Here is a 23403-nt window from a genome sequence, read left to right as displayed (position 1 = left end):
GAGGCCGCGTGCACGCATATCCATCGACAGGGATCCGTCAACAATCGTTAGGTCTGGGACTACTGGCGCTGCTGCTGTTCTGCGCCGGCGTCTACCAGCAATCGGCGATCGGATTCGACTCGCGGTTCGTACTGTTCGCCCAGGAAATGCTGCGCCATGGGCCAGGGTTCTTCCCGACCACCTATGGCCAGCCTTATGCTGATTACTGGGCCACCTCGACGTTTTTTACCTGGCTGCTTTCGCTGCCCTTTGGCCAGGTAAATGCGTTGACGGCCTGGTTACCCAGTGCCATTGCCTCGGCGACAATTGTCACGCTGATGTACCGCCTGGTAGCGCCCTACTCCAGAACCTGGGCGCTGATCAGCATTGCCATGATGATGCTGAGCAATACCTTCATCACCGAAACCCGCGCCGTATCGCTTGACCAGATGGTCGCGGCCGTGACCTTCGCCGTGTTCTATCTGGGTTATGCCGCCGACCACTTTCAAGCGCCACGACGGCTGCTGCTGATACTCGCGTTGCTGGTGCTGGGCTTTGCCATTCGCGGGCCGATTGGCCTGGTGGTGCCTACTGGCGTCTTGTGCAGTTATTACCTGCTCAATGGCCAATGGCGGCGGATGATCACGGTCGGCTTGCTGGCGGCGGTGCTGCTGGCCGCCGGTATTGGTTTGCTGTTGTGGCTGGCGAACGTCAGTGGCGGTCCGACCTTCGTGCAAGACGTGATCCGCATGCAGTTCATGGGGCGCATGGATGGCCGCGAAGGTGCGAGCGGCGTGCTGTATTACTTCAGCAGCTCGCTGGGCAACTATGCGCTGGCGTACCCGTTGGCGGTAGTGGTGCTGGCCGCTGTGTTACTGGTCGGTCGCAAGGAGCGCGGACCGGCGTTGCGTCTGCTGACCTTGTGCACCGCTGCCGGGCTGGTCGTGATGATTGGCCTGTCGATTCCGATGGCGAAAAAGGCCCGTTACATGCTACCGATGCTGCCAATGGCGGCGATCGTTGCTGCGTACCCGTTTCAGGGCGCGCAGGGGCGGGTATTCCAGTGGTTGCGCGGCCTGATGCAGGGCCTGTGGCTGCTGATTCCTGGTCTGCTGATCGTCGGATTACTGGTCGCCAAGCGACGTTTTCCGGAGGCTCTCGCCTCGGGGACGACGATGATGGTAGCTCTCGGCGTGTTGCAGGTGATCGCATTGGGGCTGTTGTTCAAGCCACGTGTGCGTGCAGTGGGCCTGGCGTTCACTGCAGTACTGGCGCTGTGGTCGGCCTACATTCTGGTGTTTGAACCGGTGGAGCGTACGCTCTACGACACCCGCACGTTCAGCCGCGCAGTCGTTGAGCTGATTCAGAAAGACCCGGCTCCCGTGGTGCTGCACGCCATGGGTAAAGACGCCAAGGCCATCAAGTTCATGGTCAACGTCGAGCAAGACCTGTTCCCGGTGTTCACTTCTTCAGTGCAAGAGCTCGAGAACCTGACAGGCCCTGCCTGGCTGGTGATGGACAAGAGCGACTACGAAGCCCTGAAAGGCTCTCGGCTGGCGGCATTGCAGCCGGTGCTGAACGGGAGCTTCGACAAGAACGATTACGTCCTGCTGCATCTGGTACCCGTGCAACCCTGAACTGATTCAAACTCTCGTAGCAGCTGTCTCTCGACAGCTGCTACGGGCAATCCTTGTTTGCCGTTCGCCCGAAGTTGTCCCAAGCCCTCAACTTTAACGGCATTGCCCGAGATTTCGTTGAAAGATCTCAGATTGATATCAGTCAATACTTTGGGCAAAACAGATAGGTTGTTTTACTTGTCCGCCGACCACTTGAGGAAGTGTTCGACACTCCCGGCAGGCGCTATAAACGCCAAACTCTGCGACTTCCGTGCCGCGCGCTCAGCGACTACCGAGCAGGCGACTTCTACAGCCAATCTCAAACGCTCGCCTTCAGATCCACCCCCAACGCCTGGGCGAACGCCTTGACCAAAGGACTGCGCACCGTGTTGTGCCGCAAGATCAGGTTGAACGGTGTATTGAAGCTGATCAGGTCAGGCCGCAAGGCTCTGAACGTGCCTTGTGCAACCAGTTGCGCGGCATAGTGCTGTGGCAGAAACCCCAGAAAGCGCCCGGTTTTGATCAGCATGGCGACCGCTTCGACCTGCGAGGCGGAAGCGGAAAAACTGTCGTACCGGGCAAACGTCAGCTTGTCGCGGTGAATGGCGTAACGATGGTTGATGAACTCGTGATGCTTGAGCACATCTTCGCCCATCTCCTCGTCTGGAACACTGAACAACGGATGCCCCACCGCGCAGTAAGCTTCTGACCTTTCTTCATACAGCGCGAAGTAATCGAACTCTTCTCTTTTCTGATAAACCGGAACTATCCCAGCCACTAGCCGACCTTCTACAACGCCTCTTTCCACCTCATCCAGTTGCGAGGCCTGAAGTTGAAATCGCACCTTCGGTGATTCTTCATTTATTCGTTTGAGCGCTGCAACTAACGGGGAGTTTTCATCGGTAATCGTATTATCGATCACCCCTACTCCCAAGTCACCGATCAATTCATTCTGCGCACAACTAAGCCGGTCACGAAAGTTATCAACCGAGGCAAATAAATCGATCGACGCCTGGTACACAAGACGCCCCTCTTCGGTCAGGCAAAAACCCTCTCTCCCCCGGGTACACAAGCGCATGCCAATGCGAATCTCGAGGTCGGAGATCTGTTTGCTGATGGCTGCAAGCCCCACATTCAGCTCGTTTTGAGCGGCACTGAAACCACCGGCCTCGACCACTGCCTTGAACACTTTGAGCAGTTTGAAGTCCAGCCCGCTCAGGGCTAGAGGGGCTCGGTGGGCCGTTTTAAACGGCGGGTTTCCAGAATTGGAAAGTGGGGTTTCCATAATGCTTATTTACCTCTGGCGCCCGATTCAACAGTCTGTGTCCAACAACAAAAATAGTGCTGGCTAATAATAATGAACACAGAAAACCAGGCTTGGCAACTCCCAATAATTCTCCCCGATCAGCGCCAAGTCGCTGATTCGAAACTATTAAAAGCTGACACTTCGATCAGCTCTCGCCACTTGCAACTGCCCTCTTGAAAACTGCATGAGCCGAACCACGTCGGGAAGATCCCGGCGAGTGTTCAAGGCTCTGCGTAACGACATCTGTTCGTGTTACCGACGAGGAAAACAACAATGACTCAAGCAACCGATCGTTTGTGGGGAGCGCGTTTCAAAAGCGGTCCGTCCGAAGCCCTGGCAGCCCTGTCCCGCTGCCCTGAGCGGTACTTCCGCCTCACCCCTTACGACCTGGCCGGTTCCAAGGCCCATGCCGGGGAACTGCACCGCGCCGGTTTGCTCGACGCACAGGAAACCCAAACCATGCTCGATGCGCTGGAACGTATCGGTGAAGACTTCCGTGCTGGCTTTGTCAGCCCGACCCTCGACGACGAAGACGTCCACACCTTCATCGAGCGCCTGCTGACCGAACGCCTCGGCGCGCTGGGCGGCAAGCTGCGCGCCGGACGCTCGCGCAACGACCAGACCGCCAACGATCTGCGGCTGTTTCTGCGTGATCACGCTCGCACCCTGACCAGCGAAGTGCTGGCCCTGCAACAGGCGCTGATCGACCAGGCCGAGCTGCACATCGACAGCATTTGCCCGGGCTTCACTCACCTGCAACAGGCGCAACCGATCGTGTTCGCCCATCACTTGCTGGCCCACGCCCAGTCGATGCTGCGCGATGTGCAACGTCTGGTGGATTGGGACGTGCGCACTTCCCTGTCGCCATTGGGTGCAGCGGCCATGGCCGGTTCCGCTATCGCCCGTCAGCCACAGCAATCGGCGAAGGAAATGGGCTACAGCGGTGTCTGCGAAAACTCCATCGACGCCGTCGCCAGCCGTGACCACGTTGCCGAGTTCCTGTTCGTGGCGAGCATGCTCGGTATCAACATCTCGCGTCTGGCCGAAGAGTTTTGCCTGTGGTCTTCACGGCAATTTCGCTGGGTTGCGCTGGACGATGCCTACGCCACCGGCAGTTCGATCATGCCGCAGAAGAAGAACCCGGACATCGCCGAACTGGCCCGGGGCAAGGCCGGCCGTTTGATCGGCAACCTGACCGGTCTGCTGTCGACCCTCAAATCCCTGCCGCTGTCGTACAACCGCGACTTGAGCGAAGACAAAAACGGCGTGCTCGACACAGTCGACACCCTGCTGCTGGTGCTGCCAGCCATGGCCGGGATGGTCGCGACCATGAAGGTCAACGTCGAAGAGCTGCGTCGTCAGGCGCCGCTGGGCTTCACCCTCGCCACCGAGGTCGCCGACTGGCTGGCGGTGCGCGGTGTGCCGTTCAAGGAGGCCCACGAAATCACCGGCGCGTTGGTTCAGGCCTGCGAAAAACACGACATCGAACTGTGGGAAGCCTCGCCGGCGCTGCTGGCCGAGATCGATGTGCGCCTGACGCCCGAAGTCCGCGACAGCCTGACCCTGGAAGCCGCCATCGCTGCTCGCAGTGGTTGGGGCGGAACCGCGCCGCAGCAGGTCCGGGAACAGATCGGCCGCTTGAAAACTGCCCTCGCCGCACAGCAGCAATGGGCCGAAAACTATCAAGGCTTCCGCCTCTGAAACACTGCACAGAACCTGTGGGAGCGAGCTTGCTCGCGATAACGGTGGGTCAGCCAACATTGATGTTGAATGTGATACCGAAATCGCGAGCAAGCTCGCTCCCACAGGGATTTAGCTGATCTGAAAGACCAGCGAAAGGAGAAACCAGATGAACCAGACTCAGGCAGAGCTCCTCGCGGAGCGCAAAAAGGCCGAAAACCAGTTCGACATTACCCAGTACGAACATGTGCCTCGGCGCTATTACGGGCGGATCTTCTTCGCCACGCTGATCGTCGTCGCCATCGTCGGCCTGGTCAGGGCCTTCGCCGAGGGCAAGATCGAGTGGTCGTACATCGGCCAGTTCCTGACCTCCCAGGCGATTCTGTTCGGCTTGCTTAACACCATCGTCATGGCCGTGCTGGCGATGGCGCTGGGGATCGTCTTCGGGGTGATCACCGCCGTGATGCGCATGTCGGCGAACCCGATCCTGCGCTATGTCGCGGTGACGTACACCTGGCTGTTTCGCGGTACGCCGCTGATTCTGCAACTGCTGTTGTGGTTCAACCTGGCGCTGATCTTCCCCACGATCGGTATTCCGGGGCTGTTCGAACTCGATACCGTCAGCCTGATGACGCCCTTCGTCGCGGCGCTGCTGGGCCTGAGCATCAACCAAGGTGCCTACACCGCTGAAGTGGTGCGCGCCGGCCTGCTCTCGGTGGACACCGGCCAGTACGAAGCAGCCAAGTCGATCGGCATGCCGCGTCTGCAAGCGCTGCGCCGGATTATCTTGCCGCAGGCCATGCGCATCATCATTCCACCGGTCGGCAACGAGTTCATCGGCATGGTCAAGATGACCTCCCTGGCCAGCGTGATCCAGTACTCGGAACTGCTCTACAACGCCCAGAACATCTACTACGCCAACGCCCGCGTGATGGAGCTGCTGATCGTCGCCGGGATCTGGTACCTGGCCGCTGTCACCGTCCTGTCCTTTGGTCAAAGCCGTCTGGAGCGTCGTTTCGCTCGCGGCGCCGGCAAGCGTTCTTGAGGAATCCGACATGAGAAGCATCGTCAAGGCCGTGAGCCTGAACAAATATTACGACCAGTACCACGCGCTCAAGGACATCAATATCGAAGTCGAGCAAGGCGAAGTGCTCTGCATCATCGGCCCGTCCGGCTCCGGCAAGAGCACCTTGCTGCGCTGCGTCAATCAGCTGGAAAAGATCGACAAGGGCGGCCTCTGGGTCGATGGCGAACTGGTGGGCTACCGCGTCGTCGGCAACAAACTGCATGAACTCAACGAGTCGCAGATCGCCCGGCAGCGGCTGGCCACCGGCATGGTGTTCCAGCGTTTCAACCTGTTTCCGCACATGACTGTGTTGCAAAACATTGTCGAAGGCCCGTGTCAGGTGCTCAAGCGCTCGCCCAAGGAAGCGCACGAAGAAGCCCTGGAACTGCTGGCCCGCGTCGGCCTGGCCGACAAGCGCAACAGCTACCCGATCGAGCTCTCCGGTGGCCAGCAACAACGGGTGGCCATTGCCCGCGCGCTGGCCATGCGGCCCAAGCTGATGCTGTTCGATGAACCCACTTCGGCACTCGACCCGGAACTGGTCGGTGAGGTGCTGTCGGTGATGCGCGATCTGGCGCAGACCGGCATGACCATGATCGTCGTCACCCATGAACTGGGCTTCGCCCGCGAGGTTTCCAATCGCATGGTGTTCATGGATGGCGGGCAGATCGTGGAGGCAGGAAGCCCCGAAGAAATACTAATAAGTCCACAAAACCCGCGCACCCAAAGCTTCATTTCTGCCGTTCGCACCTAACGACAACTCAAAAAGAGAACGACCATGAAAAAACTCCTTATCCCTGCAGTAGTGGCTGGCCTGATGGCCTCTTCGATGACCTGGGCAGCTGATTTGCCCGCGAGCATCAAGGCCAAGGGCGAAATCGTCGTGGCGATCATGCCCAACTATCCGCCGATGGATTTCAAGGACCCGGCCACCAACACCCTCACTGGCCTGGACTACGACCTGGGTAACGCCTTGGCCGAGCGTCTAGGCGTGAAGATCAAATGGCAGGAAACCGGCTTCGAGCAAATGATCAACGCCCTGACCACCGACCGCGTGGACGTGGTGCTGTCGGGCATGACCGACACCGCCGAACGCCAGCAGAGCGTGACCTTCGTTGACTACTTCACCAGCGGGCCGCAGTTCTACACCCTGCAAAAGAACAAGGACACCAACGAGATCACCGACCTGTGCGGCAAGAAAGTCGGGACCAGCCGACGTACGACGTTCCCGGCGGAAATTGCTGAATGGAGCAAGGCCAATTGCGAAGCGAAGGGTAAACCGGCGATCAACGTGATCGGCACCGAAGGCTCCGCCGACGCCCGTGCGCAACTGCGCCAGAGCCGCATCGATGCGGCCATGCAGGGCAGCGAAACGTTGTCGTATCTGAAGACCCAGGAAAAAGACACCTACAAGACCGTGGGGGCGCCGATCTCGGTGCAGTTCAGTGGTCTGGGCGTCAGCAAGAAAAAACCTGAGTTGAGTGAAGCAGTGAAGGTGGCGTTGCAGAGCATGATCGATGACGGCAGCTATCAGGCGATCTTGAAGAAATGGGATCTGGAGTTGGGTGCCATCAAAACCGTGACCATCAACGCCGGTAAGTAAGCATCAGAGGGATGCCCTTTGTGGGAGCGAGCTTGCTCGCGATAGCGGTCCGACAGGCGACATCAATGTTGAATGTGACGGCCTCATCGCGAGCAAGCTCGCTCCCACAGGGTTCGTGTTACCCCCATAAATTACCGGAGCGCCACGATGTCCTCCTCGCCTCAACCGACGTGGCCCGACGGCCACACAGCCTGCCTGGCCCTGGCCTTCGATCTCGACGGCCCGACCGGCGATGCGATGCTCAACGGTTCGATCTGGCACAAGCCCGAGTACTTCGGTTTCGGGGGTTACGGGCCGTATCGGGCTTTGCCACGGATTCTCGACCTGCTCGACGAATTCCGCATCCCGACGACCTTTTTCGTCCCGGCCTGGGTCGTGGAGAACTGGCCGAAACAGTGCCAGTCGATCATCGAACGCGGGCATGAAGTGGCTTACCACGGCTACAAACACGAGTCCTTTTATGCGCTGACACTGGAGCAGCAAAAGGACGTCATGAATAAGTGCCGCGAGGTGTTCTGGCAGCATTTGAACATCCGCGCAGAAGGCTTTCGCACCCCGTCCGGCGACTGGCGGGCCGAGACGCCGGCCATGCTGGTGGAAGCTGGCGTGACCTATTCCAGCAGCATGCGCGGCGATGACCGGCCATACCTGGTGAAGGTGCCCGGCTTTGATACTCCGCTGGTGGAAATCCCGGGCCGCTGGGAAATGGACGATTACGCCTCCATCGCCTACACCCGCGCGCCGGATTTCCCCTCGGGGCTGGACCGTACCGCCAGCTATGAGCTGACCCTCGACAATTGGTGCCGCGAATTCGACGGCGCGATGAATGAAGGGCTGTGCCTGACCACCCTCTTCCACCCGAAGATCACCGGCAAACCGGGGCGCATTCTGCTGCTGGAGAAACTCTTCGAACACATGCGCCAGCGTGATGACGTGTGGTTCGCCACCTGCCGCGATGTCGCCCAATGGTGGCTCAAGGAGCATCAACATGACTGATTCGACGGTCTGGCCCAAAGGCTACCGGTGCGCCGTGGTGTTGACCGTCGACTACAACGACGTGCACGGCATCCTGACCCAAGCCCCGGAAGTCGCCGGCCGCGACAAGACCCTGTCGGTGTGGCGCTACGGCACCCAGCGCGGGGTCGAGCGCTTGCTCGCACTGTTCGAGGAGCTGGGCGTCCCCAGCAGTTGGTGCGTACCGGGAATCGTTGCCGAAGAGAACCCCGAACATATCCGCGCGATCCAGGCGGCCGGTCATGAGATTGCCTGCGCCGGATATCGGCACCAGAACTTCGATACCCTGAGCCTGGCTGAGCAGACCGCCGCCCTTGAGCACGGCTGCCGGGCACTCGCGGCCATTACCGGTCAGCGGCCAACGGGTTTCCGGATTCCCGCCGGTAACTGGGCACCGGGATTTACCGAAGCGTTGCGCGAGCAAGGCATTCGCTGGTCGTCCTGCTGGCGTGGCGATGACCTGCCGTTCGCCCATCCGACGGTGCCTGAGGTCATCGAACTGCCAATGCACTATGAACTGGAGGACGAACCGTACTTCGCGTTCAACCTGAGCCCGGCAGTCCCGCCCGCGCAATCGCGGATTGCTTCTTACAGCCATACCTTGGGCAACCTGCAAATGGACTTTGCCGGGTTTCATCGTTTTGGCCTGTGCTACGTGCTGCGCCTGCACCCGGAAATCATCGCAACCCCGGGACGCATCGGTGTCCTGCGCGAGTTGCTGCTGAGTATCCAGCAACACGACGACGTGTGGGTCGCTACGGCAGGCGACGTCGCCCAGTGGTGGAGCGAGCGTGCTGTGCCGATGGACGAGGAGCATCCAGCCGCGGTGTATGAGCGGCATTATCGAGCGTACTTGCCATGAGTGAACGATTGCAGCGTCTGGCGCAATTTTGCGTCGAAACCCGTTTCGAAGACTTGCCACCGGCACTGGTGGCGCAAGCCAAGCGGCATATTCTCGACACGGTCGGCGCGACCCTGGCCGGGGCTGCCAGTGAAATTGCCGTCGCCGTTCGGCAAACCTTTGCCAATGAAAACGGCAAAACGCTGGTCTGGGGCACGGCACAGCATGTGGGCGCCGCGCAGGCAGCAATGCTCAATGGGATTGCCGCCCATGCGCTGGAACTGGACGATACCGGCGGCTGCGATCACTCCGGCGCGGTGGTGCTGCCCGCAGTGCTGGCGGCGGTCAGCCTGAGTCCCGCACCAGTGAGCGGTCGCGAGCTGATTACTGCGGTGGTGATCGGCTACGAGATCGGTCGGCGGGTGCTTGAGGCCTGTGGCGGTTACTCGGCGCACAACGGCACCGGTTGGCATTCGACCGCCACCTGCGGCGTATTCGGCGCGGCAGCGGCCAGTGCGCGAATACTCGGTCTTGATCCGGCACAAACCCTCGCCGCACTGGGCATTGCCGGCAGTTTCAGCGGTGGCCTCTGGGCGTTTATCCACGATGGTTCGCAAAGCAAAAAGCTTCACAGCGGCCGCGCCGCCGAAGGTGGATTGCTGGCAGCGCGGTTTGCCGAGCAAGGGATCAGCGGGCCAACCAAGTTGTTCGATGACGTCTGGGGCGGCTTTCTCAAGACCCTCGCGGCGGAACACGCGCAGCCCGAGGCCTTGGATGCAGACCTTGGCGTGGTGTGGAAACTCGCCCGCTGCTCGATAAAGCCTTACGCGTCATGCCGTGGCACGCATTCGGCCATTGATGCCTTGGGTTTGTTGCTTGAGCAGTTGCAGATCGAGACCGATCAGCTGGAAGACGTTCAGGTGTCGCTGTGTGGTTTTCTCAACGAGATGTGCGGCGGGCGCGATGTCGGTAGTTTGGCCGCCGCGCAAATGAGTCTGCCGTATGCCCTCGCCGCTCGGTTGGTCCATGGGCATTGTCGGCTTGAGGCTTACGACGACGAACAACGCAGCGCGTCAGAAATCGCTCATTGGATGTCGCGCATTCACCTTGTAGTGGATCCGCAACTGTCAGAGGATGGCGAGCCGGTCGTGAGCATTCGCAGCCGCGATGGTCGCACGGCGAGCGTGTGTGTCGAGGTGCCGTTGGGCGCGCCGGGGAATTCGTTGAGTGATGCAGCGCTGGAGCAGAAGTTTCTCAGCCTGGCGACGCGGGTGCTGCCGGAGGAACAGGCGACCGTGTTGCTGGAACGGTTGTGGCAACTGGAAAAACTGGAATCGGTTTGGGAACTGGATCAGTGGCTGGTATGACTCCTGGGTTGTCAGGACCGGCCTCTTCGCGAGCAAGCTCGCTCCCACATTGGAATGCGTTCCCCTGTGGGAGCGAGCTTGCTCGCGAATGGCGTCGCCGCATTGCTAAATCTGAATAAGGACATTCGCACCACCGTGGCCACTTACTCGCTCGTTATTCGCCGCTTGATGATCTGTTCGCTGACCATCGTCGTCAGCCGCGCCATCACCAGCCCGCTGCTGACACTATTCCTCAGCAACAAGCTGGGCCTGAATCAACAGGACGTTGGCCTGCTGTTGGGCATCGCGGTGTTCATCGCCACCCTGCTCGCGTTGTATGGCGGCTACATCATCGACCGTCTGGAAAAACGCCGGTTGCTGATTCTGGCGATGCTCTCCAGTTCTATCGGCTTCGTCTTGCTGACCTTCGCCCACAACCTTTACCTGACCACGCTGACGCTGGTCATTACCGAAACCGCTTCGGCGCTGTTTCTGATCGGCTCCAAAGCGATCCTCAGTGAGAACCTGCCGATGGGCCAGCGGGCCAAGGCCTTTTCATTGCGTTACACCCTGACCAACATTGGCTATGCCACCGGCCCGATGCTCGGGGTGGTGATCGCTGGCGTGCAGCCATTGGCACCGTTCCTGATTGCTGGTGGCATCGCTTTTTTCAGTACCTTCCTGATGAGAGGGATTCCCGGATCGGCCAACGACGCCACTGTTGGCCAGCCACAAAGCTTTCTGAAAACCCTGGTGACCCTGAAGAACGACCGCACACTGATCATGTTCACCTGCGGTTGCCTCCTCAGCACTGTGGTTCACGGGCGTTTCACCCTGTACTTGTCGCAATACCTGCTGGTGACGCAAAACGAGCACATTGCCCTGCAAACCATGGCAGCGATCCTCGCCTGCAACGCGATCAGCGTGATTCTCTTGCAGTACCAGATCGGCCGATTCCTTAAACGCGAACAGCTGCGTTACTGGATTGTTATCGGCAGCAGCCTGTTCATCCTCGGATTGATCGGCTTCAGCTTCGCGCAGAACCTGGTCCAGTGGTGCCTGGCGATGTTTGTCTTCACCCTCGGCGAAATGATCATCTACCCGGCGGAGTTCCTGTTCGTCGACACCCTGGCTCCGGAAGAACTGCGCGGTAGCTACTATGGCGCGCAGAACCTGGCGGCGTTGGGCGGTGCGGCGAGCCCGGTGATTTGCGGGTTTTTGCTGACCCACACGGCACCGGCGACGATGTTTTATGCCCTCAGTGCATTGACGGCCATGGGCGGATTGCTGTGTTTCCTTAGCGGTCGGCGTGTCGCCACACTTCAAAATTAATGCACTGAAGGCTCATTAATATGAATTTGTCAGGGGTGAGATAGATCGGCACACTGTGCCGGTTCCTCCCCCAAATGTTGGAACACTTAAAGGGCTTTCTGGTGATCCAGACAAGCCCTTCTTTTTGCCCGTTCTTTGCCACTGGATCGTTTTCGTTATGCTCGCTCGCTGGATACCCGCTGCCGTCAACACCCGCCCCTCTGAATGGAGCCGTGCCGCCATCGGCATGTCGCTGGGCACACTGCTGAGTGTCTGGCTTTGTGCCCAGGTGTACGGGATGGACGTGGCCTTGCACTTGATCGGGCCGTTGGGCGCTTCGGCGGTATTGCTGTTCGCCGTGTCTTCCGGCGCGCTGGCGCAGCCGTGGTCGATTCTCGGCGGCTATTTGTGTGCAGCGGTGGTGTCGCTGCTGGTAGCCCATGTGCTTGGGCGCACGCTGGGCAGTGCCTGTCTGGCGGCTGGCATGGCGCTGATTCTGATGTGCTGGCTGCGTTGCCTGCACCCGCCGGCGGGCGCGTTGGCGTTGCTGCTGGTGGTGGCGGACCCGGCGACCATCGCGATGGAATGGCGCGAACTCGGGCCGGTGATGCTCGCCGCGACGAGCATGCTGCTCAGCGCCCTGGTCTATAACAACCTGACGCGGATCCGTTACCCCAAGAGCCACAGCGAGCCGGTCGCGGTGGTGCCCGCCGATCATCCGCCCACAGACGTCCTGGCGATTACCGCCGAAGACCTCAAGCTGGCCCTGGCCGATATGCAAGAGTTCTTCGACGTCACGCCCGAGGACCTCGAGCAGTTGATCCACGCCAGCGAGCTGCACGCTAAACGCCGCAGCATCGGCGAAGTGTTCGGCACTCGGCCTGAGCCACTAAACCACTAGGCCGCCGACTGCTGCCGCGCTGGCACTGCCAGGCTCACCGCGCGCACCGAAGCACCGGCACTCAAGCCCATTGTCTTGGCGGTTTGCGCATCAACAATCAAGGTCCCGGCGGCGACCCGCGCCGGCGCGGCGGTAATCCGGCAATCGGCGAACTGGCGGTTGTGAATCAGGTAGACCGCCGCCTGCTCTCCCGGTGTGCCAATACTCAGCTGCAATACCTGGCTGTCACGCACCGCGCGGATGTCGCCGGTGGCGCACTCGATCAACGGGCCGCCGTCAAAGATATCGATGTAGTCCTTGTGCTCGAACCCTTCCGCCTTGAGCATCCCCAGCGCCGGCTCGGTGTTGGGATGAACCCGGCCGATCGTCGCCCGCGCAGCCTCGGGCAGCAAACAGGTCGGTAGCGGAAACTTGGGCATCAGCTCGGCAATGAAGGTCTTGTTGCCCAGCCCGGTGAGGTAGTCGGCGTCGGCAAAATCCATCTTGAAGAAATGTCGGCCCAGCCCTTCCCAGAACGGCGAGACGCCGTGTTCGTCGGAGTAACCGCGCATCTCGGCGATCACTTTGTCGCCAAAGTACTGGCGGAATTCGGCGAGAAACAGAAACCGCGCCTTGGACAGCAAACGACCATTCAGACCGCTGCGATGACCGGCGTGCAGGAACAACGAACAGAGTTCCGATTGCCCGGTCATGTCATTACCGAGAAACAACGTGGGCAATTGCTGATTGATCCCGAGATTTTTCGACGCGGCGACGAACAGCCCCATCCGGTAGTTGTACCAAGGCTCACGCAGCCCAACCGCACCGGCCAAGGCGCAGATACCGACGGCTTCGCCGTTGTCGGCCTCCAGCACGAACAAGTAATCGGCATCAGCTCGTTCGGCTTCACCGGCGAAGGTTTTCTCGGCCCATTCCAGGCGCTGACGCAAACGCCCGGCATCGGCCGGCAAGGTAGTCAAACCGGCGCCGGCGCTGTGGGCCAGGGCCAGCAACGCCGGCAGGTCATTCATTGTTGCAGGACGGACGATCATCAATGCTGCTCCTGTGGGCTCACGCGTTTAGGCAGATAGACTTCCGCGAGCATGCAGCGCGCACTGCCGCCGCCGATCCGCTCGATGGTGTCGATGTTCACGGGTAGAGGTTTGGCATACGCTTCGACCATCCGGCACTGGTCGGCATGCAGTGACCGCCAGGCCGTGCGCGACATCACCAGCAACGGCTCGCCAGTAGCGTTGTGCACTTCAAGCATGTTGCCGGCGAACGACTCCAGTTGATCGAAGCTCAGGGCCAAGACTTGCTTGCCGCTGCGCTCCAGACGTGAGCGCAGTGCATTGCGTTCATCCAGGTCGCTGATCGATTCCAGGCACACCACCGCGAGCTTCGTGCCGACGCTCATCATCACGTTGGTGTGATAGATCGCCACGCCGTGACGGTCCACCGCGTTGAACGCGCAGAGTTCATAACCGAGGTGTTCAACCACCTGATCCAGCGCTTTGGCATGGGTACGGGTCGAGTAGCCGGCGTAGCAAATCCGCTGTTCACGATCGAGGACCATGCTGCCGGTGCCCTCGAGGAACACTTCCTGCTGCTCAAGGCCGGAGAGGTCGAGCAATTGCTCGACACGGTAAGCATCGCGCAGCCAGTCGAGCACGCCTTTGTCGCGTTCAAGACGGCGGTTGTGGCCCTGCATCGGGTACAGCACGAGCGTGCCGTCGGGATGGCTGCTCCACCAATTGTTCGGAAAGATCGAGTCCGGGGTGTGCGGTGCTTCGCTGTCGTTGTGCACCATGACTTCAACGCCGTGCTCACGCAGGGCTGCGACATAACCGTCGAACTCTTGCAGGGCCTTGAGTTGTACGTCCTCGGCCGCCGCTGCCGGACGCTGGAAACGGTTGTTGGCGGCCGTGTCCTGGTTGAAGGAGAAACGTGTCGGGCGAATCATCAAAACGGTATTGGTGGTTTGCATGGGCACAGAATCAATGAGGGTTGAGAGGTGCTCATTGTCTGATTCGACGCCGGAAAAACCCGGCTGATAAGGAGGGAGTTGGTGCTGAAAATGGCTGAATACGGGGTGGCATGCAGCCGATTTGGTGGGCGTGATAAATCGTCTGAAAACGATGATTACCGTAGCAGCTGGCGCAGCCTGCGTTCGAGTGCGCAGCGCTCGTAAATGCTGACAACTCGGTGAGCCTGAAACTCCGCAGAGTATGGTTTTACGACTGCTGCGCAGCCGAACGCAGGCTGCGCCAGCTGCTACGGAACTGCGGTGCGGCCCTTTGATCGTCTGCGTGGGAACGAGAAGGGTCGTGTGATTACGTCGAGGTTTTGACCATTGCCAGCTCAGGGTGGCTGACCAGTTTGTCGATGTGCAGGTCCGGGTCGTCGAACCAGACTTCGGTCAATACCCGGTAGTGTTCCATGTCGCGACAGCGCATCCGCAGGCTGTAGTCGAAGGCGCCGCTGATCAATTGGCACTCCAGCACCTGCGGACAGGCGCGGACCTTGGCTTCAAACGCTTTCTGTGCGGCGCGCCCACTCTGGTTCGACAGCGCCACCAGCACCAGCAGCGACAGACCGGGGGTCAGTTTTTTCTCGTCGAGAATCGCCCCGTAGCCACGAATGACGCCGAGCTGTTCAAGCTTGCGCACCCGCTCAAGGCATGGCCTTGGTGTCAGGTGCACGCGCTCGGAAAGCTTCTGATAGGTGATGCGCCCTTCGTGGCGCAGCACCTCAATGATTGCCTGATCTATACGATCAAGCACGATCGACATATCGCGGATGTCCGCCATGTACGTCTTGCCTCACTTCAAACGGCCCGATAAAAATTGCTGTAAACGCTCGCTTTTGGGCTGGTCGAGAATTGTTGCATCGCCCTGCTCCTCGACCCGGCCTTGATGCAGGAACAGCACCTGGCTGGACACCTGCCGGGCAAAGCCCATTTCATGGGTCACCATCAACATGGTCCGGCCTTCTTCAGCCAACGCCTGAATCACCTTCAATACTTCACCCACCAGCTCCGGATCGAGGGCCGAAGTCGGCTCGTCGAACAACAGAATCTGCGGCTCCACCGCCAACGCCCGGGCAATCGCCACCCGTTGCTGCTGGCCGCCGGACAGGAATGCCGGGTATTGCTCGGCCACGCGTTGCGGCAGACCAACCTTGTCCAGATACGCCCGAGCGCTGACTTCAGCGTCCTTGCGGCTGACACCCAGGACTTTGCACGGCGCCAGCATGATGTTCTCCAGCACCGTCAGATGACTCCACAGGTTGAAGTGCTGAAACACCATCGCCAGCCGCGTGCGCAAGCGCTGCAACTGTGCCGGGTTGGCAACCCGCATGCCGCCGGGCGCCTGGCGGGTGACGATCCGCTCGCCGTCCAGCTCGATGGCGCCTTCATCCGCCCGCTCAAGGAAGTTGATACAGCGCAGCATAGTGCTTTTGCCGGAGCCACTGGCGCCAATCATGCTCACGACATCACCGGCGCGGGCATTCAACGAGACGCCCTTGAGCACTTCGTTGTCACCAAAGCGTTTATACAGATTTTCAACGGTCAGTTTGTACATGCAACACTCCTGGAGCGCTGCCGTTGGCGACAGCGTTCTGGACAGAAAGAGGGAGGAAAAAAGCCGGTTCCGGATCTCAGTGAGCCGGCCCGAGGAAATTCAGCCAGCGCTTCTCTGCGAGACGAAACGCGCCGACCAGGCCAAATGACAGCGCGAGGTACAGCAGCCCGGCGATACCGAAGGCCTGGAAGGTCATGAAGGTCGCGGCATTCGCGTCCCGGGCGACCTTGAGGATGTCCGGAATGGTCGCGGTGAACGCCACCGACGTGGCGTGCAGCATCAGGATCACTTCGTTGCTGTAGTAAGGCAGCGCCCGACGCAACGCCGAAGGCAGAATCAACTTCACATACAAACGCCAGCCACTCAGGCCATAGGCATGGGCGGCTTCGATTTCACCGTAGGGAATGCTGCGGATCGCCCCGGCGAAGATCTCGACGGTGTAGGCGCAAGTGTTGAGGGTGAACGCCAGCAAGGTGCAGTTCATCGCATCGCGAAAGAACGCTTCCAGCAGCGGCTGCGAGCGGACCACCGCGATGCCGTAAATCCCGCTGTAGCAAATCAGCAACTGGATATACAGCGGCGTGCCACGAAATACATAGGTAAACAATTGCACCGGCCAGCGCAAAAGCCCCCAGCGCGACGTACGCAGGATGGCCAGCGGCAGCGACAGGCAGAAGCCGAGCACGATGCTCACCACCAGCAGCCATAAGGTCATGGCCAAACCGGTGAAGTTGTAGCCGTCACTGAACAGGAACGGTTTCCAGTACTCGGAGATCAATTCGATCATCGCGTCATCCCTCGCACGCCCTGGTTGTAGCGCCGTTCAAGCACGCGCAAGACATAGTTCGAAGCGCTGGTGATCAGCAGGTACAGCGCTGCCGCCAGCAACAGAAAATCCAGCATGTTGAAGGTGCTTTTGCCGGCCTCCTGCGCGACCTTGACCAGGTCCGACAAGCCGATGATCGACACCAGCGCCGTAGCCTTGAGCAGCACCAGCCAGTTGTTGCCCAGACTCGGCAAGGCAAAGCGCATCATCTGCGGGAACACCACGCAGTAAAACCGCTGCCAACGGCTCAGGCCAAACGACGCACCAGCCTCCTGTTGCCCCCGAGGAACACTGAGGATCGCGCCACGAAAGGTCTCGGTGAAATACGCGCCGTAGATAAAGCCCAGGGTCACGATACCGGCCACGAACGGGTCGATTTCCATGTACGGCCATTGCATGAACTCGGTCAGGCTGCTCAGCCAGCCTTGCAGGCTGTAGAAGATCAGCAGCATCAACACCAGGTCCGGTACACCGCGAATCAGCGTGGTGTAAAAGGTTGCCGGCAAGTTCAGCAGCCGCAGCGGCGAAAGCTTGGCCGCCGCACCGAGCAGGCCCAGCAGCATACTGACCAGCAGCGATAGCGCCGAGAGTTTCAGGGTCACCCAGGTGCCGTGCAGCAACAGTGGGCCATAGCCTTGCAGGGCCGAGAGATCCAGGCCCAGAGCATTGAGGAAGGTATTCACGCAAGTCACCTGTCTTGAAGCACCACAGCGAGGCATTGGGTCGTGAACCACGGCCCAATGCCTCAGGTGCGCTGATCAGTTGTTGTAGAGGTCCAGATCGCCGAAGTATTTCTTCTGGATCTGCGCGTAGATGCCCTTCTCGTGCAGGGCCTTGATGGCGGTATTCAACATGCCTTTGAGCTCGTCGTTGTCCTTGCGTACACCGATGGCGATATCCGCCGGCACCAGCGGATCACTGATGCCTTGGCTGTTCTTGAATGGGGCGCCTTGTGGCGACTCAAGGAAGCTCATCTGCGCTTGCAGCTTGTCCTGGATCGAGGCGTCGAGGCGGCCGTAAACCAGATCGGCGTAGACCTGATCCTGGTTCTGATAGGCGCGCAGTTTCACCCCGCCCGGCGCCAGTTTGGCCCTGGCATAGGTTTCCTGAATGGTGCCTTGCATGAAACCAATGGTCTTGCCCTTGAGCGACTCGGCGGTGGGCTCAAGCCCCGAATCCTTGCGGGTGACGATGGCCGTCGGCCCGGCATACAGACGGTCGGTAAAATCGATCTGCTTCTTGCGGGCGTCGGTGACGGTCATCGACGATTCGATGGCGTCGAACTTGCCGGCCTTGAGCGCAGGAATCAGCCCGTCGAAGTCATTGCTGACCCACACACACTTGAGCTTCAGTTCGGCGCAGATCGCGTTGCCCAGGTCCACGCCAAAGCCTTGCACGCCACCGTCGGCGGTGGTCGACTCAAACGGCGGGTAGCTTGGGTTGGTGCCAAAGCGCAGTTCGGTCCACTCTTTGGCGCTAGCACCGGCCGAGCAGAACAGCATCGCGAGTACAGGCAACGTCAGCCATTGGGTTTTCATCTTCATAAGTCCCGATTTGATTGGAATTATCGCGACCGGGCACGAATGCCTGGGCGCCTTTATGGGCAGGAACAGAGAGTCGATGCGGCGTCTGCCGCAGCAGCGTTCTTATTGTTTGTGTTCGGTGCACCGCCAAAGGCCGGCCACACCCCACCCTGAAACCCTTGGCGCAGACGGCTTCGAATGGAAGGCCAGAATGCCAACAGACGATTGTGCCGAGGTGTCGAAAGGGCCGTCGCAGACAGCTCGCTTGTGCTGATGTCGGCATTTTCACAGCCGATTCTGTCGTGAATGCCCTATCAGGGCGTTTATGCGATGAATCAGTGTGCAGGCATTACAAAAATGCAGACCGGACCTGCATCTATCCGGGTTGTACATCGCAAATTTGCACTGCTACGATCCGGCATCGTTCGCGCGCGAACACTTCTATAAAGAACAATAAAAGCAGGGAGTTAGTGATGACTGCTCAGGTTTCATCCCAGGCGACCCACGGCATTGATGCCAGCGCCAACGACGTGCTGGCCGAGGTCCGCAACCACATTGGCCACCTGACCCTCAATCGCCCCGCCGGCCTCAACGCCATTACCCTGGACATGGTCCGCAGCCTGCACCGACAACTCGATGCCTGGTCGAAAGACCCGCACGTCCACGCCGTGGTGCTGCGCGGGGCTGGCGAAAAAGCCTTCTGCGCCGGTGGCGATATCCGCTCGCTGTACGACAGTTTCAAAAGCGGCGACACCCTGCATGAAGACTTCTTCGTCGAGGAATACGCCCTCGACCTGGCGATCCACCATTACCGCAAACCGGTGCTGGCGTTGATGGACGGTTTCGTCCTCGGCGGCGGCATGGGCCTGGTGCAAGGCGCAGACCTGCGAGTCGTCACCGAACGCAGCCGCCTGGCGATGCCGGAAGTGGCGATCGGTTATTTCCCGGACGTTGGCGGCAGCTACTTCCTGCCACGGATTCCCGGCGAACTGGGCATCTACCTTGGGGTCAGTGGTGTGCAGATTCGCGCCGCCGATGCGCTGTATTGCGGGTTGGCGGATTGGTACCTGGAAAGCCAGAAACTTGCCGAACTGGATCAACGCCTCGACAGCCTCCAGTGGCACGACACCCCGCTAAAGGACCTGCAAGGCCTGCTGGCAAAACTCGCGGTACAGCAACTGCCCGACGCACCGTTACAGGCACTGCGGCCAACGATCGACCACTTCTTCGCCCTGCCGGATGTGCCGAGCATCGTTGAGCAACTGCGCGACGTCACGATTGCCGACAGCCACGACTGGGCAATGACCACTGCCGATTTACTCGACAGTCGTTCACCGCTGGCCATGGGTGTAACGTTAGAGATGCTGCGTCGCGGCCGTCAGTTGAGCCTGGAAAACTGCTTCGCCCTCGAACTGCACCTCGATCGCCAGTGGTTCGAACGCGGCGACCTGATCGAAGGCGTCCGCGCCTTGCTGATCGACAAAGACAAGAGCCCACGCTGGAACCCTCCGACCGTGCAGGCGCTGGACGCCAAACACGTTGCGAGCTTCTTCAGCGGTTTTGACCAGAGCGGGAGCTGAGCCATGCACGATATCGAATTGACCGAAGAACAAGTGATGATCCGCGACATGGCCCGGGATTTTGCCCGCGGCGAAATCGCCCCTCACGCCCAGGCCTGGGAAAAAGCCGGCTGGATCGATGATGCGCTGGTGGCCAAGATGGGCGAACTGGGTTTGCTCGGCATGGTGGTTCCCGAGGAATGGGGCGGCACTTACGTCGACTACGTGGCCTACGCGCTGGCGGTGGAAGAGATTTCTGCCGGCGACGGTGCCACCGGCGCCCTGATGAGCATCCACAATTCGGTGGGCTGCGGGCCGGTTCTCAACTATGGCACTGATGAACAGAAACAGACCTGGCTGGCGGATCTGGCCAACGGGCAGGCCATCGGCTGCTTCTGCCTGACCGAGCCGCAAGCCGGTTCCGAGGCGCACAACCTGCGCACCCGCGCCGAACTGCGCGACGGTCGGTGGGTGATCAATGGCGCCAAGCAGTTCGTCAGCAACGGTCGACGGGCCAAACTGGCGATTGTGTTTGCCGTGACCGATCCGGACCTGGGCAAGAAAGGTTTGTCGGCGTTTCTGGTGCCGACCGACACCCCGGGTTTTATTGTTGACCGCAGCGAACACAAGATGGGTATCCGTGCGTCCGACACCTGCGCGGTGACGCTGAACAACTGCACGATCCCCGAAGCCAATCTGCTGGGTGAGCGCGGCAAGGGTTTGGCGATTGCCTTGTCCAACCTCGAAGGCGGTCGTATCGGCATCGCCGCGCAGGCGCTGGGCATCGCCCGTGCAGCCTTCGAAGCAGCGCTGGCCTACGCCCGTGACCGGGTGCAGTTCGACAAGCCGATTATCGAGCACCAGAGCGTCGCCAATATGCTCGCCGACATGCACACCCGGCTGAACGCCGCGCGCTTGCTGATCTTGCACGCCGCGCGGTTGCGCAGCGCCGGCAAGCCATGCCTGTCGGAAGCCTCGCAGGCCAAGCTGTTTGCCTCGGAGATGGCTGAGAAAGTCTGCTCGTCCGCGATACAGATCCACGGCGGCTACGGCTATCTGGAAGATTATCCGGTGGAACGCTACTACCGCGATGCGCGGATCACGCAGATTTACGAAGGATCGAGCGAGATTCAGCGGATGGTGATTGCGCGGGAGCTCAAGAACTACCTGGTTTGAGGCCCTAAAAGCTTCGCGAGCAAGCCCGCTCCCACATTAGTCCGGCGGTGTACACGGTATTTGTGAACACCCGAGATCAAATGTGGGAGCGGGCTTGCTCGCGAAAGCGCCCGCGAGGGCGCTGCATTACTTACCTTGGAACTGCGCCTCACGCTTGGCAATAAACGCCGCCATGCCTTCTTTCTGATCCTGTGTGGCAAACGCCGCATGGAACACCCGGCGTTCAAAGCGCACGCCTTCGGACAGGCTGACTTCAAAAGCGCGGTTGACGCTTTCCTTGACCATCATTGCAATCGGCAAGGACTTCTTGGCGATCAGCGCTGCAACCTTCAACGCTTCATCCAGCAGCTCATCCACCGGCACGATGCGCGCAACGATGCCGCAGCGTTCTGCTTCCACCGCGTCGATCAAGCGGCCGCTGAGGCACATTTCCATGGCTTTGGCCTTGCCCACGGCACGGGTCAGGCGCTGGGTGCCGCCCATGCCCGGCAGCACGCCGAGGTTGATTTCCGGCTGGCCGAACTTGGCGTTGTCGCCCGCCAGAATGAAGTCGCACATCAGCGCCAACTCACAGCCACCGCCCAAGGCAAAACCGGCAACAGCGGCAATGATCGGCTTACGTCGGTTGGCCACCCGGTCACTGTCGCTGAACAGATCGTCGAGGTAGATCTGCGGGTAGGTCAGCTCGGCCATTTCCTTGATGTCGGCACCGGCGGCAAAGGCTTTTTTCGAGCCGGTCAGCACGATGCAGCCGATTTCCGGATTGGCTTCCAGACCGTCCAGCGCGTGGTTCAACTCGCTGACAATCTGCGCGTTCAAGGCGTTCAGGGCTTGCGGGCGGTTGAGGGTGATCAGACCCACGCGGCCCTGGACTTCCAACAAAATCGTTTCGTAGCTCATGTAAGCGTTCCTTCTCAAAGATTGCGCGAAATGACCATGCGCTGAATATCGCTGGTGCCTTCGTAGATCTGACAAACCCGCACATCGCGGTAGATCCGCTCCAGCGGGAAGTCGTTCAGGTAACCGTAACCACCGAGGGTTTGCAAGGCCATCGAGCAGACCTTTTCGGCCATTTCCGAGGCGAACAGCTTGGCCATCGAGGCTTCCACCAGCGCCGGTTTGCCGCTGTCACGCAGAGCCGCTGCGTAATGCACCATCTGCCGGGCGACGGCGATTTGCGTGGCCATGTCGGCCAAACGGAAAGCTACCGCCTGATGCTCGATGATTGCCTTGCCGAAACTCTCACGCTCACGGGCGTAATCGCGGGCAGCTTCGAATGCGGCGCGGGCCATGCCGACCGATTGCGAGGCAATCCCGACACGTCCGCCTTCAAGGTTGGCCAAGGCGATTTTGTAGCCTTCGCCCTCCTCGCCCAGCCGATTGGCCACCGGCACCTTCACGTCCTCGAAAAGGATCTGGCAGGTGTCCGAGGCGTGCTGGCCGAGCTTGTCTTCAACCCGCGCAACCTTGTAGCCCGGTGAATCGGTCGGCACGATAAAGGCGCTGATCCCGCGTTTGCCGGCGCTCGGATCGGTGACCGCGAAGACGATCACCACTCCGGCGTTTTGCCCCGAGGTAATGAACTGTTTGCAGCCGTTGAGCACGTAGTGATCGCCGTTCAGGCGGGCACGGGTTTTCAGGCTGCTGGCGTCTGAACCGGCCTGCGGCTCGGTCAGCGCGAACGCCCCGAGCATCGCACCGCTGGCCAACGGCTTGAGGAAGCGCTCTTTCTGATCGTCGTTGCCGAACTTGAGGATCGGCACGCAACCCACCGAGTTGTGCACGCTCATGATGGTCGAGCAGGCACCATCGCCGGCGGCGATTTCTTCCAGGGCCATGGCGTACGCCAGGTAACCGGTGTCGCAACCGCCCCACTGCTCCGGCACCAACATACCGAAGAAGCCCAGTTCGGCCATCTCGCCGATGGCTTCCTTGGGAAAGCGGTGCTCGCGATCCCACTCGGCGGCAAACGGTTTGAGCCGTTCCTGGGCGAATTGCCGGGCCGCGTCGCTGATCTGTAGTTGTTCGTCATTGGGAATCATGCCAATTCCTTAAAAATCAAACCTGAATGCGAGAACCTGTGGGAGCGAACT

22 protein-coding genes are annotated in these 23403 nt (G+C 60.2%); 12 read left to right on the top strand and 10 right to left on the bottom strand.

Features of this window, described 5'->3' with window-relative positions; all coding sequences use genetic code 11:
* Nucleotides 1–8: 8 nt before the first annotated feature.
* Entirely contained in the window at nucleotides 9–1616 is a 1608-nt protein-coding gene (locus AC1DIG_RS08440) for an ArnT family glycosyltransferase (protein WP_477766919.1), read from the top strand.
* A gap of 298 nt (nucleotides 1617–1914) precedes the next feature.
* Here AC1DIG_RS08440 and AC1DIG_RS08435 read toward each other — a convergent pair whose 3' ends face one another.
* Nucleotides 1915–2880 (bottom strand): LysR family transcriptional regulator, encoded by a 966-nt coding sequence (locus AC1DIG_RS08435; protein WP_477766918.1) that lies wholly within the window; start codon nucleotides 2878–2880, stop codon nucleotides 1915–1917.
* Between the two features lie 294 nt (nucleotides 2881–3174).
* Between AC1DIG_RS08435 and argH the strand changes: the two genes are divergently transcribed.
* The 9 genes from argH (at nucleotide 3175) to AC1DIG_RS08390 (ending at nucleotide 12663) form a co-directional block, all read left to right on the top strand.
* Nucleotides 3175–4602 (top strand): argininosuccinate lyase, encoded by a 1428-nt coding sequence (gene argH, locus AC1DIG_RS08430; protein ID WP_477766917.1) that lies wholly within the window; start codon nucleotides 3175–3177, stop codon nucleotides 4600–4602.
* A gap of 148 nt (nucleotides 4603–4750) precedes the next feature.
* The gene (locus AC1DIG_RS08425; protein ID WP_054597473.1) at nucleotides 4751–5626 is read left to right on the top strand and encodes an amino acid ABC transporter permease; all 876 of its coding nucleotides are present in this window, start codon (nucleotides 4751–4753) and stop codon (nucleotides 5624–5626) included.
* A 10-nt stretch (nucleotides 5627–5636) separates the two neighbouring features.
* A complete protein-coding gene (locus AC1DIG_RS08420) occupies nucleotides 5637–6401 on the top strand; it encodes an amino acid ABC transporter ATP-binding protein (protein ID WP_054597474.1) in 765 nt (254 codons plus the stop codon).
* Nucleotides 6402–6425: 24 nt separating this feature from the next.
* A complete protein-coding gene (locus tag AC1DIG_RS08415; protein ID WP_347926841.1) occupies nucleotides 6426–7250 on the top strand; it encodes an ABC transporter substrate-binding protein in 825 nt (274 codons plus the stop codon).
* Nucleotides 7251–7397: 147 nt separating this feature from the next.
* The gene (locus tag AC1DIG_RS08410) at nucleotides 7398–8246 is read left to right on the top strand and encodes a polysaccharide deacetylase family protein (protein WP_477766916.1); all 849 of its coding nucleotides are present in this window, start codon (nucleotides 7398–7400) and stop codon (nucleotides 8244–8246) included.
* Nucleotides 8239–9126: a polysaccharide deacetylase family protein gene (locus AC1DIG_RS08405; protein ID WP_477766915.1), complete on the top strand. Its 888-nt coding sequence runs from the start codon at nucleotides 8239–8241 to the stop codon at nucleotides 9124–9126. Before AC1DIG_RS08410 ends, AC1DIG_RS08405 begins: the two co-directional genes overlap by 8 nt.
* Nucleotides 9123–10472, top strand: a complete 1350-nt coding sequence (locus tag AC1DIG_RS08400; RefSeq protein WP_477766914.1) for an MmgE/PrpD family protein — start codon at nucleotides 9123–9125, stop codon at nucleotides 10470–10472. The genes AC1DIG_RS08405 and AC1DIG_RS08400 overlap by 4 nt, the downstream gene beginning before the upstream one ends.
* A gap of 135 nt (nucleotides 10473–10607) precedes the next feature.
* Nucleotides 10608–11783: an MFS transporter gene (locus AC1DIG_RS08395; protein ID WP_477767290.1), complete on the top strand. Its 1176-nt coding sequence runs from the start codon at nucleotides 10608–10610 to the stop codon at nucleotides 11781–11783.
* A 157-nt stretch (nucleotides 11784–11940) separates the two neighbouring features.
* Nucleotides 11941–12663 carry an HPP family protein gene (locus tag AC1DIG_RS08390; protein WP_477766913.1) on the top strand — a complete coding sequence of 241 codons (723 nt, stop codon included), beginning with the start codon at nucleotides 11941–11943 and terminating at the stop codon, nucleotides 12661–12663.
* Here AC1DIG_RS08390 and astA read toward each other — a convergent pair.
* The 7 genes from astA to AC1DIG_RS08355 form a co-directional block, all read right to left on the bottom strand.
* Nucleotides 12660–13694, bottom strand: a complete 1035-nt coding sequence (gene astA, locus AC1DIG_RS08385) for an arginine N-succinyltransferase (RefSeq protein ID WP_477766912.1) — start codon at nucleotides 13692–13694, stop codon at nucleotides 12660–12662. The two genes, AC1DIG_RS08390 and astA, sit on opposite strands and share 4 nt — an antisense overlap.
* Nucleotides 13694–14629 (bottom strand): citrulline utilization hydrolase CtlX, encoded by a 936-nt coding sequence (gene ctlX, locus AC1DIG_RS08380; protein ID WP_477766911.1) that lies wholly within the window; start codon nucleotides 14627–14629, stop codon nucleotides 13694–13696. Before ctlX ends, astA begins: the two co-directional genes overlap by 1 nt.
* A 346-nt stretch (nucleotides 14630–14975) precedes the next feature.
* On the bottom strand, nucleotides 14976–15452 hold the full coding sequence (locus AC1DIG_RS08375; protein ID WP_054597482.1) for an Lrp/AsnC family transcriptional regulator: 477 nt from the start codon (nucleotides 15450–15452) through the stop codon (nucleotides 14976–14978).
* A 12-nt stretch (nucleotides 15453–15464) separates the two neighbouring features.
* Nucleotides 15465–16226: an ABC transporter ATP-binding protein gene (locus AC1DIG_RS08370; protein WP_054597483.1), complete on the bottom strand. Its 762-nt coding sequence runs from the start codon at nucleotides 16224–16226 to the stop codon at nucleotides 15465–15467.
* 76 nt (nucleotides 16227–16302) lie between these two features.
* A complete protein-coding gene (locus AC1DIG_RS08365; protein ID WP_103316471.1) occupies nucleotides 16303–17013 on the bottom strand; it encodes an ABC transporter permease in 711 nt (236 codons plus the stop codon).
* Nucleotides 17010–17771 carry an ABC transporter permease gene (locus AC1DIG_RS08360; RefSeq protein WP_054597485.1) on the bottom strand — a complete coding sequence of 254 codons (762 nt, stop codon included), beginning with the start codon at nucleotides 17769–17771 and terminating at the stop codon, nucleotides 17010–17012. The genes AC1DIG_RS08365 and AC1DIG_RS08360 overlap by 4 nt, the downstream gene beginning before the upstream one ends.
* A 39-nt stretch (nucleotides 17772–17810) precedes the next feature.
* Nucleotides 17811–18590, bottom strand: a complete 780-nt coding sequence (locus AC1DIG_RS08355; RefSeq protein ID WP_054597486.1) for a transporter substrate-binding domain-containing protein — start codon at nucleotides 18588–18590, stop codon at nucleotides 17811–17813.
* A 458-nt stretch (nucleotides 18591–19048) separates the two neighbouring features.
* On the opposite strand from AC1DIG_RS08355, the gene AC1DIG_RS08350 reads away from it, so the two are divergent.
* On the top strand, nucleotides 19049–20155 hold the full coding sequence (locus AC1DIG_RS08350) for an enoyl-CoA hydratase/isomerase family protein (RefSeq protein WP_477766910.1): 1107 nt from the start codon (nucleotides 19049–19051) through the stop codon (nucleotides 20153–20155).
* 3 nt (nucleotides 20156–20158) lie between these two features.
* Nucleotides 20159–21310: an acyl-CoA dehydrogenase family protein gene (locus AC1DIG_RS08345; protein ID WP_477766909.1), complete on the top strand. Its 1152-nt coding sequence runs from the start codon at nucleotides 20159–20161 to the stop codon at nucleotides 21308–21310.
* Between the two features lie 126 nt (nucleotides 21311–21436).
* Here the strand turns inward: AC1DIG_RS08345 and AC1DIG_RS08340 are convergent, their stop codons facing one another.
* Entirely contained in the window at nucleotides 21437–22210 is a 774-nt protein-coding gene (locus AC1DIG_RS08340; protein WP_103316480.1) for an enoyl-CoA hydratase, read from the bottom strand.
* A gap of 14 nt (nucleotides 22211–22224) precedes the next feature.
* Nucleotides 22225–23352, bottom strand: coding sequence for an acyl-CoA dehydrogenase (locus tag AC1DIG_RS08335; protein WP_477766908.1), 1128 nt, complete (start codon nucleotides 23350–23352; stop codon nucleotides 22225–22227).
* Nucleotides 23353–23403 lie beyond the last annotated feature (51 nt).

This window comes from Pseudomonas sp. 05N431 (assembly GCF_056397005.1).
The sequence above is the reverse complement of the archived record's forward strand: the minus strand, read 5'-3'. Positions and strand labels throughout refer to the sequence as shown.

Excerpts from the sequence above, each read along its gene's own strand:
- AC1DIG_RS08435 (WP_477766918.1), bottom strand. The coding sequence starts at position 2,880 with ATGGAAACCCCACTTTCCAATTCTGGAAACCCGCCGTTTAAAACGGCC.
- argH (WP_477766917.1), top strand. The coding sequence starts at position 3,175 with ATGACTCAAGCAACCGATCGTTTGTGGGGAGCGCGTTTCAAAAGCGGT.
- AC1DIG_RS08425 (WP_054597473.1), top strand. The coding sequence starts at position 4,751 with ATGAACCAGACTCAGGCAGAGCTCCTCGCGGAGCGCAAAAAGGCCGAA.
- AC1DIG_RS08420 (WP_054597474.1), top strand. The coding sequence starts at position 5,637 with ATGAGAAGCATCGTCAAGGCCGTGAGCCTGAACAAATATTACGACCAG.
- AC1DIG_RS08415 (WP_347926841.1), top strand. The coding sequence starts at position 6,426 with ATGAAAAAACTCCTTATCCCTGCAGTAGTGGCTGGCCTGATGGCCTCT.
- AC1DIG_RS08410 (WP_477766916.1), top strand. The coding sequence starts at position 7,398 with ATGTCCTCCTCGCCTCAACCGACGTGGCCCGACGGCCACACAGCCTGC.
- AC1DIG_RS08405 (WP_477766915.1), top strand. The coding sequence starts at position 8,239 with ATGACTGATTCGACGGTCTGGCCCAAAGGCTACCGGTGCGCCGTGGTG.
- AC1DIG_RS08400 (WP_477766914.1), top strand. The coding sequence starts at position 9,123 with ATGAGTGAACGATTGCAGCGTCTGGCGCAATTTTGCGTCGAAACCCGT.
- AC1DIG_RS08390 (WP_477766913.1), top strand. The coding sequence starts at position 11,941 with ATGCTCGCTCGCTGGATACCCGCTGCCGTCAACACCCGCCCCTCTGAA.
- astA (WP_477766912.1), bottom strand. The coding sequence starts at position 13,694 with ATGATCGTCCGTCCTGCAACAATGAATGACCTGCCGGCGTTGCTGGCC.
- ctlX (WP_477766911.1), bottom strand. The coding sequence starts at position 14,629 with ATGCAAACCACCAATACCGTTTTGATGATTCGCCCGACACGTTTCTCC.
- AC1DIG_RS08375 (WP_054597482.1), bottom strand. The coding sequence starts at position 15,452 with ATGGCGGACATCCGCGATATGTCGATCGTGCTTGATCGTATAGATCAG.
- AC1DIG_RS08370 (WP_054597483.1), bottom strand. The coding sequence starts at position 16,226 with ATGTACAAACTGACCGTTGAAAATCTGTATAAACGCTTTGGTGACAAC.
- AC1DIG_RS08365 (WP_103316471.1), bottom strand. The coding sequence starts at position 17,013 with ATGATCGAATTGATCTCCGAGTACTGGAAACCGTTCCTGTTCAGTGAC.
- AC1DIG_RS08360 (WP_054597485.1), bottom strand. The coding sequence starts at position 17,771 with ATGCCTCGCTGTGGTGCTTCAAGACAGGTGACTTGCGTGAATACCTTC.
- AC1DIG_RS08355 (WP_054597486.1), bottom strand. The coding sequence starts at position 18,590 with ATGAAAACCCAATGGCTGACGTTGCCTGTACTCGCGATGCTGTTCTGC.
- AC1DIG_RS08350 (WP_477766910.1), top strand. The coding sequence starts at position 19,049 with ATGACTGCTCAGGTTTCATCCCAGGCGACCCACGGCATTGATGCCAGC.
- AC1DIG_RS08345 (WP_477766909.1), top strand. The coding sequence starts at position 20,159 with ATGCACGATATCGAATTGACCGAAGAACAAGTGATGATCCGCGACATG.
- AC1DIG_RS08340 (WP_103316480.1), bottom strand. The coding sequence starts at position 22,210 with ATGAGCTACGAAACGATTTTGTTGGAAGTCCAGGGCCGCGTGGGTCTG.
- AC1DIG_RS08335 (WP_477766908.1), bottom strand. The coding sequence starts at position 23,352 with ATGATTCCCAATGACGAACAACTACAGATCAGCGACGCGGCCCGGCAA.